Annotated in this window: 15 protein-coding genes; 10 read left to right on the top strand and 5 right to left on the bottom strand. The window is 68.7% G+C overall.

The features are described from left to right. Nucleotides 1-18 precede the first annotated feature (18 nt). From F3087_RS20605 to F3087_RS20590, 4 genes are all read left to right on the top strand, one after another. Nucleotides 19-1224, top strand: coding sequence for an FAD-dependent oxidoreductase (locus tag F3087_RS20605; protein WP_150403623.1), 1206 nt, complete (start codon nt 19-21; stop codon nt 1222-1224). 71 nt (nt 1225-1295) lie between these two features. Then, a complete protein-coding gene (locus F3087_RS20600) occupies nt 1296-2063 on the top strand; it encodes an ABC transporter ATP-binding protein (protein ID WP_150403622.1) in 768 nt (255 codons plus the stop codon). Continuing rightward, entirely contained in the window at nt 2048-3613 is a 1566-nt protein-coding gene (locus F3087_RS20595; protein ID WP_150403621.1) for a hypothetical protein, read from the top strand. Before F3087_RS20600 ends, F3087_RS20595 begins: the two co-directional genes overlap by 16 nt. 139 nt (nt 3614-3752) lie before the next feature. After that, the gene (locus F3087_RS20590; protein WP_150403620.1) at nt 3753-4676 is read left to right on the top strand and encodes a LysR family transcriptional regulator; all 924 of its coding nucleotides are present in this window, start codon (nt 3753-3755) and stop codon (nt 4674-4676) included. Nucleotides 4677-4836: 160 nt separating this feature from the next. Here F3087_RS20590 and F3087_RS20585 read toward each other — a convergent pair whose 3' ends face one another. Continuing rightward, nucleotides 4837-5628 (bottom strand): helix-turn-helix domain-containing protein, encoded by a 792-nt coding sequence (locus F3087_RS20585; RefSeq protein WP_150403619.1) that lies wholly within the window; start codon nt 5626-5628, stop codon nt 4837-4839. Between the two features lie 129 nt (nt 5629-5757). On the opposite strand from F3087_RS20585, the gene F3087_RS20580 reads away from it, so the two are divergent. Further along, complete coding sequence (locus tag F3087_RS20580) at nt 5758-6204, top strand: hypothetical protein (protein ID WP_150403618.1); 447 nt, start codon at nt 5758-5760, stop codon at nt 6202-6204. Beyond that, a complete protein-coding gene (locus F3087_RS20575; protein WP_191094072.1) occupies nt 6201-7220 on the top strand; it encodes a zinc-dependent alcohol dehydrogenase family protein in 1020 nt (339 codons plus the stop codon). The genes F3087_RS20580 and F3087_RS20575 overlap by 4 nt, the downstream gene beginning before the upstream one ends. Before the next feature lies 1 nt (nt 7221). Here the strand turns inward: F3087_RS20575 and F3087_RS20570 are convergent, their stop codons facing one another. Then, a complete protein-coding gene (locus F3087_RS20570) occupies nt 7222-7947 on the bottom strand; it encodes an HNH endonuclease family protein (RefSeq protein WP_150403617.1) in 726 nt (241 codons plus the stop codon). Nucleotides 7948-8617: 670 nt separating this feature from the next. Between F3087_RS20570 and F3087_RS20565 the strand changes: the two genes are divergently transcribed. Further along, nucleotides 8618-9493 (top strand): haloalkane dehalogenase, encoded by an 876-nt coding sequence (locus F3087_RS20565; protein ID WP_150403616.1) that lies wholly within the window; start codon nt 8618-8620, stop codon nt 9491-9493. Between the two features lie 21 nt (nt 9494-9514). Here F3087_RS20565 and F3087_RS20560 read toward each other — a convergent pair whose 3' ends face one another. Beyond that, complete coding sequence (locus tag F3087_RS20560) at nt 9515-10447, bottom strand: TetR/AcrR family transcriptional regulator C-terminal domain-containing protein (RefSeq protein ID WP_150403615.1); 933 nt, start codon at nt 10445-10447, stop codon at nt 9515-9517. A gap of 117 nt (nt 10448-10564) precedes the next feature. Between F3087_RS20560 and F3087_RS20555 the strand changes: the two genes are divergently transcribed. Together F3087_RS20555 and F3087_RS20550 are read left to right on the top strand one after the other, a co-directional pair. After that, nucleotides 10565-11704, top strand: a complete 1140-nt coding sequence (locus tag F3087_RS20555; protein ID WP_150403614.1) for an FAD-dependent monooxygenase — start codon at nt 10565-10567, stop codon at nt 11702-11704. A gap of 45 nt (nt 11705-11749) precedes the next feature. Further along, complete coding sequence (locus F3087_RS20550; protein WP_150403613.1) at nt 11750-12607, top strand: RNA polymerase sigma factor; 858 nt, start codon at nt 11750-11752, stop codon at nt 12605-12607. On the opposite strand, the gene F3087_RS20545 is transcribed toward F3087_RS20550, so the two are convergent. After that, nucleotides 12604-13752 carry a TDT family transporter gene (locus tag F3087_RS20545; protein ID WP_150403612.1) on the bottom strand — a complete coding sequence of 383 codons (1149 nt, stop codon included), beginning with the start codon at nt 13750-13752 and terminating at the stop codon, nt 12604-12606. The two genes, F3087_RS20550 and F3087_RS20545, sit on opposite strands and share 4 nt — an antisense overlap. Nucleotides 13753-13822: 70 nt before the next feature. Between F3087_RS20545 and F3087_RS20540 the strand changes: the two genes are divergently transcribed. Then, nucleotides 13823-14728: a LysR family transcriptional regulator gene (locus F3087_RS20540; RefSeq protein WP_150403611.1), complete on the top strand. Its 906-nt coding sequence runs from the start codon at nt 13823-13825 to the stop codon at nt 14726-14728. A 3-nt stretch (nt 14729-14731) separates the two neighbouring features. Here the strand turns inward: F3087_RS20540 and F3087_RS20535 are convergent, their stop codons facing one another. Beyond that, nucleotides 14732-15397, bottom strand: coding sequence for a phosphate signaling complex PhoU family protein (locus F3087_RS20535; RefSeq protein ID WP_223885226.1), 666 nt, complete (start codon nt 15395-15397; stop codon nt 14732-14734). Nucleotides 15398-15443 lie beyond the last annotated feature (46 nt).

Below are 15443 nucleotides of genomic sequence, written 5' to 3'. Positions count from 1 at the left end.
TCAATCCTGGAGACATCCATGTCACAAGTAAGAACCGCACTGGTCATCGGCGGCGGCATCGCCGGACCGGTCGCCGCCACCGCGCTGCTCGAGGCGGGCATTGATGCCCGCGTCTACGAGGCCTATCCCGGCTCGTCCTACAACATCGGCAGCGGGCTCGCGCTCGCCCCGAACGGCATTGCCGCCCTGGACATCATCGGCGCGGGCGACGCGGTCCGCGGCATCGCCAAGCCGATCTCCAAGATGGGCCTGTCCATCGGCGGGAAGGACATGTTCATGCGTGGGTTGACCGGCCTGCCGCCGCTGCAACTGGTCGATCGCGGCGAACTGCACCAGACCCTGCACGATCACGCGGTCGCCGCCGGCGTGCCGTTCGAATACAACAAGCGCCTGGTCGACGTGGTCGAGTCGGACGCGGGCATCACCGCCCGGTTCACCGACGGCAGCACCGCCACTGCCGACGTGCTGATCGGCGCCGACGGCATCCGGTCCACCGTGCGCGGGCTGATCGACCCGGACGCACCGGGCCCCGAATACCTCGGCATGCTCGGCTTCGGCGCGATCATCGACTATGACGGTCACGTCGAGCCGGACTCCATGACCTTCGCTTTCGGTAAGAAGGCCTACTACCTGTACGGGCCGACCGGCGACGGCCGTGTGATGTGGGGCGCGAACCTGCCGCACAAGGAGTACCTGTCGCTCACCGCGGCCCGGGCGATTCCTAAGTCGCACTGGCTCGGCATCCTGCGCGAGACTTACGCCGACGACACGCCCGGCGGTGAATTCGCTCGGCGCACCACCGAGGAACAGCTGGAAGTGTCCGGGGCACTGCACATCATGCCGTCGGTGCCGCACTGGTTCCGCGGCCGGATGGCGCTGGTCGGGGACGCGGTGCACGCGCCGTCGAACAGTTCCGGGCAGGGCGCCTCGCTGGCCATCGAGAGCGCCGTCCAGGTGGCTCGCTGCCTGCGCGATCTGCCGACGCCCGAGGCCGCCTTCGCCACCTATGAGCAGCTGCGCAGGCCCCGGGTGGAAGCCGTCGCCGCCCGGGTCGCGAAGACCAATCACAGCAAGACCCTCGGGCCGGTCGGACGCAAGCTGATGCAACTGATGGCGCCGCTGTTCGTCAAGCTGATGAACCCGGAGAAGAGCATGGGCCCCGAGCAGCGCTATCGGATCGACTGGGACGCCCCGGCGCAGAAAGAACTCGCCGCGGCGGCCTGATTCGCTCGAACCACGCGGGCTGATGGTCCGTACTCTCTGGGGAACATCGACCCGAAAGGACCCCGGGGGACATGCAACCTGACCATCAGCCCGCACTGCACCTGACCGGCCTGTGTAAACGCTTCGGCGGACCGTGGGTCGTCGACAACGTGAGCCTGGCGGTGCCGCCGGGTTCCTTCTTCGGCCTGGTCGGCCCGAACGGCGCGGGCAAGACGACGACGCTGTCGATGGCCTGTGGACTGCTCCGCCCGGACGGCGGCCGCGCCGAGATCTTCGGCGCCGACGTGTGGGCCGATCCGATCCGGGCGAAGACCCTGGTCGGCGTGCTGCCGGACGGTCTCGCGCTGCCGGAACGGCTCACCGGCCGCGAATTGCTCACCTACACCGGCCTTTTGCGTGGCATGCCGGAGGCCACCGTCGCCGAGCGCGCCGACGAACTGCTCGGCGTCTTCGAATTGACCGGCGCGGAAAAGACCTTGGTGGTCGACTACTCCGCGGGCATGCGCAAGAAGATCGGCCTGGCGACCGCGCTGCTGCACGCGCCGAAACTGCTGGTGCTCGACGAACCGTTCGAGGCGGTGGATCCGGTGTCCGGCAGCACGATTCGGGTCATCCTGCAACGCTTCGTCGCGGCCGGCGGCTCGGTGGTGCTGTCCAGTCACGTGATGGCGCTGGTGCAGAGCATGTGCGACCGGGTCGCGGTGATCACCGGCGGCCGCGTGGTCGCGGCGGGCACCGTGGACGAGGTGCGCGGCGAGACGACGTTGGAGGAGGCGTTCGTCCGGCTGGTCGGCGGCCGCGTCGGCGGAGAGGACGGGTTGTCGTGGCTGGCATCCTGATCCGGATGCGGCTGCTGCTCACCCGCCGCGCGCTGAGCAACGGCTGGCAGGGCTTCAGCTTCGTGGTGGGTGTGCTGTTCGGCGCCGTGTTCGCGGTCATCACCGCGGCGTTGATCGGGTTCGCCGTGCGCGATGGTGACGTCGCGAACGGGATCACCATCGCCGCAACGATTTTCGGTGTCTGGACGCTCGGCTGGCTGTGCGGGCCGGTGCTGGTCGGCAGCAGCGACGAGACCATCCAGCCGGAGCATCTGCGGCTGCTGCCGATCAGCAGCAGGCAGCTGGCCGGCGGGTTGCTCGCCGCGGCGTTCGCCGGGCCCGCGCCGGTGATCAACGTGGTCGCGTTCGGCGGGTTGATCATCCTGGCGGCCCAATTGGGTTGGGCGGCAACGCTGGTCGCCGTGGTCGGGATCGTGTTGCAGCTGGTGTTCGTGGTCCTGCTGTCCCGGGTGGTGCTGGCCTGGGTCGGCGCCGCGATGCGGTCGCGGCGGGGCCGGGATATCGGCGTGCTGCTGGCCGGGCTGCTCGGCGTTGCCTACTACCCGATGAGCTGGCTGTTTTCCCACGTGAGCGCGCTGCGCGACCTCCCGCCGTGGGCGTCCGCGGCCGTGCGCTGGATTCCGTCCGGCTGGGCGCCGGTCGCGGTAGAGGGTGCGGCACAGGGGAATTGGCTGCGCGCGCTGCTGCCGCTGGCCGGGCTGGCCGTGGTCTCGCTCGGGCTGTGGCAGGCCTGGGCGGTACTGCTGGCCCGGCGGCTGGCCGCGCCGATGAACTCCGTGGCCGGCAGCACCGGCGGCGGGCTGCTCGGCCGGGTGCGCCAGCGCGGACCGGTCGGGGCCGTGCTGATCAAGGAACTGCGCACTTGGTCGCGGGACAGTCGGCGCCGGGCCGCGTTGCTGCCGGTGCTGGTGGTCGGCATTCTGATGCCGGTGTTCCCCGCCTTCCAGGGCGGCGGCACCGGTGGTGTGCCGTTCGCGGGGGTCACCTCGGTTTCGTTCGCCGCGCTCGCCGGGGCCAATCTGTACGGCTACGACGGCACCGCCGTGTGGCAGGCGCTGGTCACTCCCGGCGCAATCCGCGCGGACGTGCGTGGCCGCTTGCTGGCGCTGATGATCGTGCTCGGGCTGCCCACGCTGCTGCTCGCGCTGATCCTGCCGGGTGCGTTCGGTCATGGGGACCAGTACCCGTGGGTGCTCGCGCTGTATTTCGCCGCGCTCGGCGTCGGCGTCGGTGCGGCCATGATCATCTCCACGCTCGCGCCGTATCCGATTCCGCAGCGCACCGGCAATCCGTTCTCCGGTTCGGGCAACCCCGGCTGCGCGAAGGTGCTGCTCCAGTTCGTCGTGCTCTTCGGTCAGCTGTTCGCGGTCCTCCCGGTGCTGGCCGTCCTGCTGATCGGCCATTTCACCGAGCTGAAAGCGATCGAATGGCTAGCCGTCCCGGTAGGCATCGCCACCGGCATCGCCGCAGCGCTGATCGCCTCCCGCGTCGCCGAAACCCGCCTGACCACCCACGGCCCCGAACTCCTCGACGCCGTCCGCCCGCGCTGACCGGCAAGCCGCACCACTTCTGATTTCCCGCACCGAAAATCGCATGCAATTTTCGGTGCGAGAAATCAGAAGTGGTGCGTGTGGACGGCCGGGTGGAAGGGGGGCGAGGGGCGTATCGGCGGGGCAATAGACTTGTGGGGTGAGCGATAGGGATTCTGATGGCAGTTTGGATCTGAATCAGTTGCGCACTTTTTTGGCCGTGCATCGGGCGGGGTCGATCACCGGCGGTGCGCGGCTGATCGGGTTGTCGCAACCGACGGTGACCGCGCAGTTGCAGGCGTTGGAGAAGCGGCTCGGGCAGCGGTTGTTCGAGCGGCTGCCGCGTGGGGTGGCGCCGACCGCGGCCGCCGCCGAATTGGCCGCGCGGATCGCCGAGCCGCTGGACGCGTTGAGTGCCGTTGCCGGACGGTCGATTACCGACAGTGACGACCCGCAGCCGCCGGTCCGGTTGGCCGGTCCCGCGGAACTGCTTGCGATACAGGCGCTTCCGGCGCTCGCCCCGCTGATCGTGCACGGTGTCCGGCTGACCGTGAGTTCCGGGCTCTCGGAGGACCTGCTGACCGGACTGCGGGCGGGACACTACGACCTGGTGCTGTCGACCGTGCGCCCGCGCGGGCGGACGGTGATCGCGGAGGCCTTGTCGGACGAGGAATTCGTGCTGGTCGCCGCGCCCGCCGTGGCCGGACGGATCGATACCGCACGGCTGCGCACCGAGGGCCCGGCCGCGCTGTCCACCCTGCCGCTCGTCAGCTATGCCCCCGACCTGCCGATTCTGCGCCGGTACTGGCGGCACGTCTTCGGGATCCGACTGACCGGCGAAGCGGCCGTCATCGTCGCGGACCTGCGCGCGGTAGCCGGCGCGGTCGTCGCGGGCGCGGGCATCAGCGTGCTCCCACGCTATCTCTGTGCAGCCCAACTCGATTCAGGCACCTTGGTCACCCTGCTCGACCCACCCGACCCACCGATCAACACCGGCTTTCTCGTCCGCCGCGCAGGCACCGACACCCGCCCTCACGTAGACCTGGTCCACGCCCGCCTACGCACCGCCGCACGAACCTGGTAGCCGCACACCCCCTGATTTCCCGCACACGCAATCGCATGCGAATCGATGTGCGGGAAATCAGGAGGTGTGCGTCAGATGGGGAAATGCGGGCCGGGGGAGAGGCCGCGCGGGACGGCGCTGATCCAGGTTGCGGCGGACCTCCGCGGCGTTTCGTGGTCGGTCAGTCGCGCGCCGCGCGTTTGCGCAGGATTTCCGCGGTCTGGGCGTCGGCGGGCAGGAACGCCTCGAGATGCAGCTCGGCGAGGGTGATGTCGGTGGCCGTTGCGAACGAGGTCAGAGTGGTGATCAGCCGTAGCTCTCCGTCGTCGCTGCGCAGCCGCAACGGCACCGCGAACCCGAGGTGATCGGGGCCCGGGTCCGCTTGCGGGAGATAGCTTTCCAGCTCGGTGATCAGCTCGGCGAGCGCCGGATCGGGGCTGCGCGACATCCGTCCGCGCAGGGCCTCGGTCACGTGCTTGCCCCACTCGGGCAGGTTGATCACCCTGCGCGCCAGCCCATCTGGATGCAGCGCGAGGCGCAATACGTTGATCGGCGACTTCAGCAGCTCGGGCGCGGCGCCCTCGGTCAGCACCGAGAAAGCGGCATTGGCGGCGAGCAGCACGCCGCGCGGCTTCACCACGATCGCCGGGTAGGGCAGGTGGCCGTCGAGAATCGTGGTCAGCGCCTCCCGCACCGGGCCCAATTCCGGTGCATCCAAGTCGGATTCGGGGAAGGCGGGCGCGTAACCGGCGGCCAGCAGCAGATCGTTGCGCTCTCGCAGCGACAGATCCAGCGACTCCGCCAGCCGCACCACCATGGTGCGCCCCGGTCGCGACCGCCCCTGTTCCAGGAAACTCAGATGCCGCTGCGTGGTGTCCGCCCGGATCGCCAGATCCAGCTGACTGACCCGACGCAGGGTCCGCCAGTGCTTGAGCTCACGGGCGAACCCCGGTGCCTCTATCGCCGTCGTCATGTTCCCATTCTTATCTGACCTGCGATGGAGGGCGATTCCGTGCAGGGTATGAGCAAGCAGGTGGGACGCGGTTCGGCTATTCCCTGCCGGGAATCGCGCGGAATCGCCGGGATCGCAAAACTTTGGGTCATGAGCAAGCAACTGAACGACAACGAACTGGCCCGCTTCGCCGAGCAGTACGCGGCGCAGTGGAACGAGGCCGACCCGGCGGCGCGCAGCAAGGCGATCCGGGAACTGTGGGCGCCGACCGGTGCGCAGACGCTGGTGGACCCGCCGGTGGAGATGCGCGAGGCAGCGGAGCAGCTGCAATTCCCGATGCCGCCGCTGGAGGTTCGCGGCCATGATGCGTTGGACCGCAGGGTGACCCGGGCCTACGCGATGTTCATCGAGTCGGGCGAATACGAATTCGCGGTCGAGGACGCGGCGATCCGGTTGCCCGCCGGGCTGATCGGCGTGAGCTGGACGATGGTGGCCAAGGCCGACGGCACGGTGGCCGGCGGCGGCTTCGAGGTCATCGGCCTCGACGACGAGGGCCGGATCGTGTCCGACCACCAGTACATCGTGGGTGTCCGATGAATGGCGTTGCCTACCACCTGGATCCGCTGCGCGGCCTCGACGGCCTGAGCACCGCGGCGCAAGAAATTCCCGAGCCTGGTCCGGATCAGGTGGTGATCCGGGTGCGCGCGGCCTCGATCAATCGCCGCGACCTGATGCTGATGGACGGCGTCTATCCGCTGCCCGCCACGCCGGGCATCGTCCCGCTCTCCGATGGCGTCGGCGAGGTGATCGCCGTCGGCGGCAACGTGACCCGGGCCGCGCTCGGCGATCGGGTCACCGCCGGCTACTTCGTCCGGTGGGTCGACGGCCCGCAGCGGCTGGCCATGGCGGCCGAGCAGTACGGCGCCAACTTCGACGGCATGCTCGCCACTTACGCGGTGGTCGAGCAGGATTCGGTGGTGCACGTGCCCGCGCACCTGACCGACGTGGAGGCGGCGACGCTGACCTGCGCGGGAGTCGTTGCGTGGGCGGCACTCACGAAGCCGGTGCCGGTCGCGCCCGGCGAGACGGTGCTGACCGTCGGTAGCGGAGCGGTCGCCCTGTTCGCTGTGCAACACGCGAAAATGCTGGGCGCGCGGGTCTTTTCCGTAACCTCCAGCCCGGGCAAGGCCGACGGGTTGCGCAAGCTCGGCGCGGACGAGGTGATCGTCTCGACCGAGACGCCGGACTGGGATCGGGCGGTGCAGGACCTGACCGGCGGCCTCGGCGTCGAGCATGTGGTCGACGCCGTCGGCCTGCCGACCCTGTCGAAATCCGTTCGCTCCGGCGGATATAACACACAGGTCACCATGATCGGCGCCGCACGGACGCCGGTGGTGGAGTCGGTCGCGGACGTGTTCGGCACGCAGTACGTATCGATCCGCCGGATCGCCGTCGGCAGCCGCACCGACTTCGAGGCGATGAACCGGACGATCACCGAACACCGGATGCGGCCGCTCATCGATCGAGTGTTCCCGTTCGATGAGGCGGTGCAGGCCTACCGCTACTTCCGTGACGACAACCCGTTCGGCAAGGTCGTCGTGACCATGCCGTGAATCAGGGGCAGGTGGTGAGTTCCCGTGTCATGGCGTCCTTCTCGGCCTGGGTCACCCAGAGCTGGTAGGCCGCTTTGACCTGGATCTGCCTGGTCAGGTAGGCGCACCAGTAAACCTTGCTCGGCGGCAGCCAGGTGGCGGCGTCGGAGTCGCTCTTGGACTGGTTGGTCGGACCGTCCACGGCCTGCAGGTTCAGCGGATCGTTGGCCAGGTCCTGGCGCCGCTCGGCGGAAAGCTGTTGCGCGCCTTTCTGCCAGGCGTCCGACAGCGGGATGATGTGGTCGATCTGCACATCGTCGGAGGTCTTTGGACCGCGGACGAACTTGATCGTCTTGCCGGTGTACGGATCGTTGAGCGTGCCGGTGGCGACGACGCAGCGGCTGTTGTCCTTGAACGTGACCTCGGTCAGGTCGCGTTGCAGGATGTCGTTGCGGGTGTCGCACTTGTTGTGGCCACCGGGGACCGACACGTCGTCGGTCCAGGCGGTGCCGAATTGCTCACGGGTGTAACCGGTTTTGGCCGCGCGCCCGGCGACTCGGATCGTGTCGAGCAGGGCGAGCGCGTCCCGGCTGGGCATGCTGGCCGGTGCGTTGGCGCAGACCTGCGCGGTGCCGCAGCCGGCATTCGCCTTGGGGGATTCGACTCGGTTCACGTAGTAGTAGGACACTCCGATGAATGTCGCGATGGCCAGCCCTATCAGAGCGAGCCGCTGAACTGTGAACTTCATCGAGCTTCCTAACGCCAACCACCCTGAACTATAACGGGCGCCAACGTATCCGGAGGGCGAGGTCGCGGAAGTGATTGTGGGCTATGACGTTCCGCACAGCCAAGGGGGCTTGATATGAAACCACCCTCGAGTCGCCGTGCCGGCGCCGACTCGAGGGTGGCTGATCACGAGGGAGATCGTCCGTCGCGCGGTGGTGCGGCTGGTTGTCCAGTCCGTTACCGCACGCGCCGACACCACAGGGCCGATGAGGGAGGACCCGAGATGTCGAGCCGCGCCGGGCGTGCTCGCTCGTGATGACTAGGGGCAGATCGGGATTCGATCGGGGCCGGCTGAGAGTGCTACCCACGACTGGGAATTCGCCTCTCGCTCCTGCACCGCTTCGCTCCGTCCCGAATCTTGCTCGTTGCTACGTATTGAGACAGTAGATAACCGGCTTCGATCTTGGCAAGTCGATATGTCTGATTCGGGAGTTTTCTCAGGTTCATTTCAGACTGGTAGTTATATCTACTGGATTCTTACGGATGTGCCGGTCAGTTGCGGGATTTGTGCAGCGCGCGGGAGAGCGGTCGAAGCGGTGACGAGGGTCACTTCCGCGGACGGTCACAGTGCGGAGATATCCCGTGTCCAAACCGAGTGAAGGCAAGCAAGCCGGACCTCGGAAGGATAGATCATGGCAACCGTCGACGTCCTCGACTCGTTCATCTACTACCGCGATGCGGGCACCGGTGCGGTGCCGGTGGTGTTCCTGCACGGCAACCCCACGTCCTCGCACCTGTGGCGCAACGTGATTCCGCACGTCACCGGCCAAACCCGGGCGCTGGCACCCGATCTCGTCGGCATGGGCGAGTCCGGCAAGCCGGACAGCGGCTACCGGCTCGTCGATCACGCCCGCTACCTCGACGCGTGGTTCGACGCGCTGGAATTGGATCAGGTGGTGATCGTCGGCCACGACTGGGGCGGCGCGCTCGGTATGGACTGGGCCGCACGCCATCCGGGCCGGGTGCGCGGCATCGCGCTGATCGAGACCTTCCTGCGGCCGATGCGCTGGGACGAACTGCCGCCGCTCGGCGCCGAGCTGTTCCGCAAGTTCCGCAGCGCGGAGGGGGAGCGAATGGTGCTGGAGGAGAATATGTTCATCGAGTTCAACCTGCCCAGGGGCGTGGCGAACCTGTCGCCCGAGGATCGCGACGTGTACCGCGCGCCGTACCCGACGCCGGAGTCGCGCAAGCCGATGCTGGTGTGGCCGCGCGAGTTCCCGCTCGACGGCGAACCCGCCGATGTGGTGGCGATCGTGGACAACTACGGGAACTGGGCGGCCCGATCGCCGGAGGTGCCGAAGCTGGTGATGGGACTGGAGAACGGCGTCGGACTCGGTTCGCCGGAGGTGATCGACTGGGCCGCAACGACTTTCGCGAGCGCCGAAGTCGCGTCGATCGGTCCGGCCGGGCATCACGCGCCCGAGGATCGGCCGGACGAGATCGGCGCCGCGGTGGCCGACTGGGTGCGCAGGCACGCGCTGGTCGACGTGGCGGCCGCGATCTCCTGACGATCGGTGAGCGGGACCGGGCTACCCCGGTCCCGCACCCGGCGCGATGAAGGCGGCGAACCCGTCCAGCAGCCGGTGCAGGCCGAAATCGAAGAGCTTGTCGATGTCGAACTGGAAGTCGTTGCGCTCGTTCAGGCTTGCCAGTGTTGGATAGCGGCCGCTGGTCAGGAACTGCTCGTACTCCGGCTCGAGCACGTCCCACGGTTCCATCGGCGTACCCGCCCGCCGGATCCCGGCCTCCAGTTCGAGGTTCACCGCGATCCCGCGCACGTAGCTGTACAGCGAGACGTGCGCGTACATCATGGCGTCCGGATCGAGGCCGAGCTCGTCGAACGCGCGCACGGCCCATTCGGTGTGCGCCAGCAACTTCGGCGCCGGCTTCGGCTGATTCACCCAGAGCGCGGCGACCACCCACGGATGCCGGTGGTACATCGCCCATTGCAGGCGGGCCAGCACTTCCAGGCGCGCTCGCCAACCCGCGGGCGGCGGGTCGGGCAGTTCGGCCTCGCCGAAGGCCTCGTCCGCCATCAGCAGCACCAGCTGATCCTTGCTGCCCACATGGCGATACAGCGACATCGTCGGCACGCCGAGTTCGGCGGCGACCCGGCGCATCGACAGCGCGGGCAAGCCTTCCGCATCGGCGATCGCCATGCCCGCGCGCACGATCGACGCCGCGGTCAGCTCGGTGTCGGGCTCGCGCGCGGGAGCGGCCTGCGAGCTGTCCACCACGGTGCCGACGCCCGGCACCGCCTTCGCCGCGCCCGCCTGGCGCAGCACGGCCAGCACCTTCGTCGCGGTGGCGATGGCGACGCCCCACTCCTTGGTGATCTGCCGGGCGGAGGGCACGCGATCGCCGGCCCGCAGTTCGCCCGAGCTGATCCGTTCCTGGATCTCCGCGGCGATGCGCAGGTAGGGCGGAGTGGCGTCCGCCGAGCCAGCTGTACTAGTACGCATATGACTGATGTTAGCTAATCATCTCGCAATATCTGCACTAGTACGGTCTGTACAACGTACACATCGGCATGTACGTTGTACCTCGACAGCTCGAATGTGCAGAGAAGTGGGAACGCCATGAAGAACACGAACATCCTGATTTCCGGCGCCGGAGTCGCGGGCCCGGCGCTGGCGTACTGGCTGCGCCGGCACGGCTTCACCCCGACCGTCGTCGAGCGGGCGGCAGCACCGCGCCCCGGCGGCTACGCGGTCGACTTCCGCGGCGAGGCCATGACGGTGCTCGACCGGATGGGCATCCTCGACGAGATCCGCAAGTACAGCACCACGATTCGCGACAGCGAGGTGGTCGACCCCGACGGCCGCCACGTGGTGACCATGCCCGCGGCGATCTTCGCCGGTGAGCTGGAGGTGCTCAAGAGCGACCTCACCGATGTCCTCTACGCGCTGACGAAGGACACGACCGAGTACCTCTTCGACAACTCGATCACCGCCCTCGACGAGGACGCCGACGGCGTTCTGGTCAGCTTCGAACGCGGCGAGCCGCGCCGGTTCGACCTGGTGGTCGGCGCGGACGGGCTGTACTCGAAGGTCCGCGCCCTGGCCTTCGGCGACCACGCGGACTACATCCACCACCTCGGCGTCTACAACGCGATCTTCTCCACCGACAACTTCCTCGGCCTCGACTACGAGGGCCGGGGCTGCCAGCTGGCCGGCGGCCGGACCGCGAATGTGTTCAGCACCAGGGACAACGCCGAGGCCCGCGCGTCGCTGTACTTCGGCTCGGACCCGCTCGACTACGACCGAGGCGACGTCGCGGAGCAGAAGCGGATCATCGCGGAACACTTCGCCGGAGACGGCTGGGTGATCCCGCGCCTGCTGGACGATCTGGCGGCATCGTCGGACCTGTACTTCACCCCGATCAGCCAGGTCGTGATGGACGCCTGGTCGGCAGGGCGGGTGGTGCTGCTCGGCGACGCCTGCGCGTGCGCCTCGCCGCTGTCCGGCCGCGGGACCTCCCAGGCGCTGATCGGGGCGTACCTCCTGGCAGGCGAATTGGCCACTGCCGCAGGCGATCACGACGCCGCGTTCGCCGCCTACGAAAATCAGCTGCGCGAGTACGTGAAAACCAATCAGGAAGGCGCCGTCGAAGTAGTCGGCATGCTGTTCGCCGAGCCGCCCCCGCAGGAGGTGTTCGACGCCATGGCCGCCAACCCGCCGGAGGCCGACCCGGAGTTCCTCACGCTGAAGGACTACTGACAATTCGGCTTGCGCCGCACCGCCCACCGGCCGAAGGATGGCGGGATGAGCACGGAGGCACACACCGGCGCGCCGGCCGAGGAGCAGGCGCTGGTCGGGCGTGCCGTTGCCGGGGAGCGCGACGCGATCGCCGATGTAGTACGCCTGCTGCAAGATCCGCTGTACCGGCTCGCCCTGCGCATGGTGTGGCGCCCCGCCGAGGCCGAGGACGCGACCCAGGAGATCCTGCTCCGCGTCCTCGGCAACCTCGCCACCTGGCGCGCCGAGGCGAAGCTGCTGACCTGGGCCTACCGCATCGGCGTCAACTATCTGCTGAACCTGAAACGCCAGACGCCGCAGGAAGCGGCCGAGCTGAGCCTCGACGCCTACCGCGACGGCCTGGCCGACGGGCTCGCGGAAGCGGACTACCGCGGCCCGGAGGCGACCCTGCTCACCGCGGAGGTCCGGCTGACCTGCTCGCAGGCCATGCTGCAATGCCTGGCCCGCGACGAGCGGGTCGCCTTCGTCCTCGGCGACGTCTTCGAACTCAACTCCACCGATGCCGCCTGGATCCTCGGCATCACCCCCGCCGCTTACCGAAAGCGCCTGGAGCGCGCCAAGAAACGCCTCGGCGACTTCCTCACCGCCACCTGCGGCCTGGCCAACCCCGAGGCCTTCTGCCGCTGCTCGCGCCGCGTGGACAAGGCCGTCGCCCTCGGTCGCGTCGATGCGCGCACACCCGGCTTCGCCCGCCACCCGATCACCCCCGGCGGCCGCACCGTCGTGCAGGCCGAGCAGCAGATGGCCCGGCTACACGACGCGGCCGCCGTCCTGCGCGCTCACCCGGATTACGCTGCGCCGCAAGCGAAGATGGACGTCATCGCGGGTCTGCTGCATTCCGGTCGCTTCCCGCTGCTGGATTAACCTGTCGCGGGACGGAGCAAGTCGCCGCTGAACACGCCGCGGGCGGTGCCGCCTGCCACCACCGACCAGGCGGCGACCAGCAGCAGATACAGGGCAACGGCGGTGGCGGCGAACAGGTTTGCGCCGGTGTGGGTGTAGAGCACGGTGCTGCCGGTGACGCAGGTGCCGAGCGGGAAGGTGAAGCCCCACCAGGTCAGGTTGAAGGTCAATTCGCCTGCGCGGTAGGTCTTTACGGTGACGGCCAGTGCCAGGGTCAGCCACAGCATGGCGAAGCCCCAGGCGGCGATGCCGTAGATCACCGAGAAGACCAGGAAGCCCTTGGCGTACAGGTCGGGCAGGGCGAACGGTGCGGCGTTGGCGAGAAGTCCGGCGGCGGTGATCGATTGGCCGAGCGGGCCGAGCACGATCCACAGGGTCGGCACCATGCCTGCCTGGGGGGTGCCGTGATGCACCAGGCGGGACCAGATCATGGTGATGGTGACCAGCGCGGCGAGCAGGCTGAGGCCGAACATGGCCACGCAGAACAGGATCATGGTCAAGCGCAACTGGCCCGCGGGAGTGTGCGGGACGAGCAGCGCGCCCATCGCGGCCGAAACCATCGGCGGCACAACGGGCATCAGCCAGCCACCGAAGGCGGCATCGGCCTCGGCCCGGTGCCTGGTGAACATCCGGTAGGGGATGGCGCCCGCGGTCAGCAGGCCGAGGACGGTGCCGGCGGTCCACAGCACCCAGTCGACGGCCACGGCGGCCGGCAGGCCGATCACGTCGGCGCCGAGCAGCAGGGTTCCGCCGCCGACGGTCAGCAACGCCATCGGGGGAGCGCCGAAGAACTGTGACATCACCGGGTGGTTGCGGTGATCACGGGCGGTATCGGGAAAACGCACCCGGTGCGCGAGCCACGCGCCGCTCAGGGCCACCAGCAGCGCGGCGGCCAAGGCCCATACGACGGTCGCGGCGCCGCGCAACCCGGGGAACTGCATCGGCAGGGTGGCCGCCGCGGTGGCGACGATGCCGGTGCCCATCACGGCGGCGAACCAGTTCGGGCCGAGTTGGCGCAGGGAGCCGGGGCGGCGGTCGGCACGATGGTCGAGCTCGCCGACCACGCGCCGCGGCGAGGCGGGGCGGAAGGTCACGGTGGCGGTCATGTCTTCAGCGTCGTCGCAGGTCGTCGCGTCGGGTAGCGGGCACGTGCCTATGCATGCATAGACTCGTTCTATGCCTCTGTCGCCCCGTGTCCCCGACCTGGCCGCGCTCGACCTGCTGCTTACGGTGATCGAATTGGGCAGCCTCGGTCGTGCGGCGGCCGCGCACGGCATCAGCCAGCCGTCCGCGTCGTCCCGGATCAGCTATCTGGAGAAGCTGGTCGGCATGCCGGTGCTGGAGCGCACCACGCTCGGCTCCCGGCCGACCCGCGCCGGTTCGCTGATCGCGGAGTGGGCCCGCGGCGTGGTCCGGGCGGCGGAGCAACTCGACGCAGGCATCGACACCTTGCGCGCCGAGCGCGACTCGCACCTGCGCGTCGCGGCGAGCCAGACGATCGCCGAGTATCTCTTCCCGGCGTGGCTCATGAAACTGCGCGCCACCGCGCCGGGCACGGCCATCGCGCTGGAGTCCGGCAACTCGGTCGAGGTGGCCAAGGAGGTGCTCGACAACAAGGCGGCGATCGGTTTCATCGAAGGCCCGCAGAACTTCCGCGGACTCCAGTCGCACGTCGTCGCGCACGATCACCTGATCGTCGTCGTGGCTCCGACGCACCGGTGGGCTCGTCGCGGCTCGGTGACCCTCACCGAACTGGCCGAAACTCCGCTGATCCAACGGGAAACCGGCTCTGGCACCCGAAACTGGTTCGAGCACGCGGTCTCGCGCAAGCTCACCGGCTGGAAACCCGAGGTCGCCTTGGAGCTGTCCTCCACCACCGCGATCAAGACCGCCGCCGCGTCCGACGTCGGCCCGGCGGTGCTCAGCTCACTGGCTGTCGCCGCCGAAATCGCCGCCGGCACACTGGTTTCCCCCAAGGTCACCGACCTCGAACTGGAACGCACGTTGCGCGCCGTATGGCCGACCGGGCAGCGGCTGACCGGGCCCGCGCGCGAGCTCTACACGATCGCCCGCGCCGGCTAGCCCTCACGCACTGTCGGCCGGCTGAGCGGTCGGGGGAACGCCGGTGTCCAGGAACCGGATCAGCCGATCGATGCGCGCGGTGTGGTCGACGCAGCGCTCCAGATGATTGGCCAGCAGCGCGACATTGATCGCGGCGGTGGCCGGCTGGTCCGACGCGGGCGCGGCGAGGGCCGAATGCAGTTGCTTGTGCAGCAGTTCCATCGCGTGCAGTCCGGGATCGTGTTCCCCGGGCGGTTCCTGATGACCCGTCGCGACGGCCTCGCCGCTGAGCGCGGTGCGCGTCGCGGCGAGCCGGCCCATCTCCGCGAGGATGTCCAGAATGGATTGCGGCGCAACATGTCCCGGATGGCTTTGGTACACCTGATCGGCGACCCGGCTGACCAGCCCGCCGATCCGGGACAACTCGGTCGCGATCTGAATGGCGGTGACCACGTGCCGTAGATCGCGGGCCACCGGCGCCTGCAACGCGAGCAGCACCACCGTCCGTGCCTCGCACGCGCCGTACATCTTCTGCAATTGCTCGTCCAGGGCGAACACCTCGTAGGTGGCGGTGAGGTCGGCGCCGACGAGTGCGTCGGTCACCCGCTCGGCCGCGTCGTGGGTGAGCCGGCACATCAGCGTCAAATCATTGGTCAACGCGACGAGCTCGCGGGTGAACTGGGTGCGCACGCGCAAATTCTCGCCCATATCCGGGCGGCCGGGCACATTTATCCCC

It is taken from the genome of Nocardia colli, assembly GCF_008704205.1.
Taxonomy (GTDB): domain Bacteria; phylum Actinomycetota; class Actinomycetes; order Mycobacteriales; family Mycobacteriaceae; genus Nocardia; species Nocardia colli.
The sequence above is the reverse complement of the archived record's forward strand: the minus strand, read 5'-3'. Positions and strand labels throughout refer to the sequence as shown.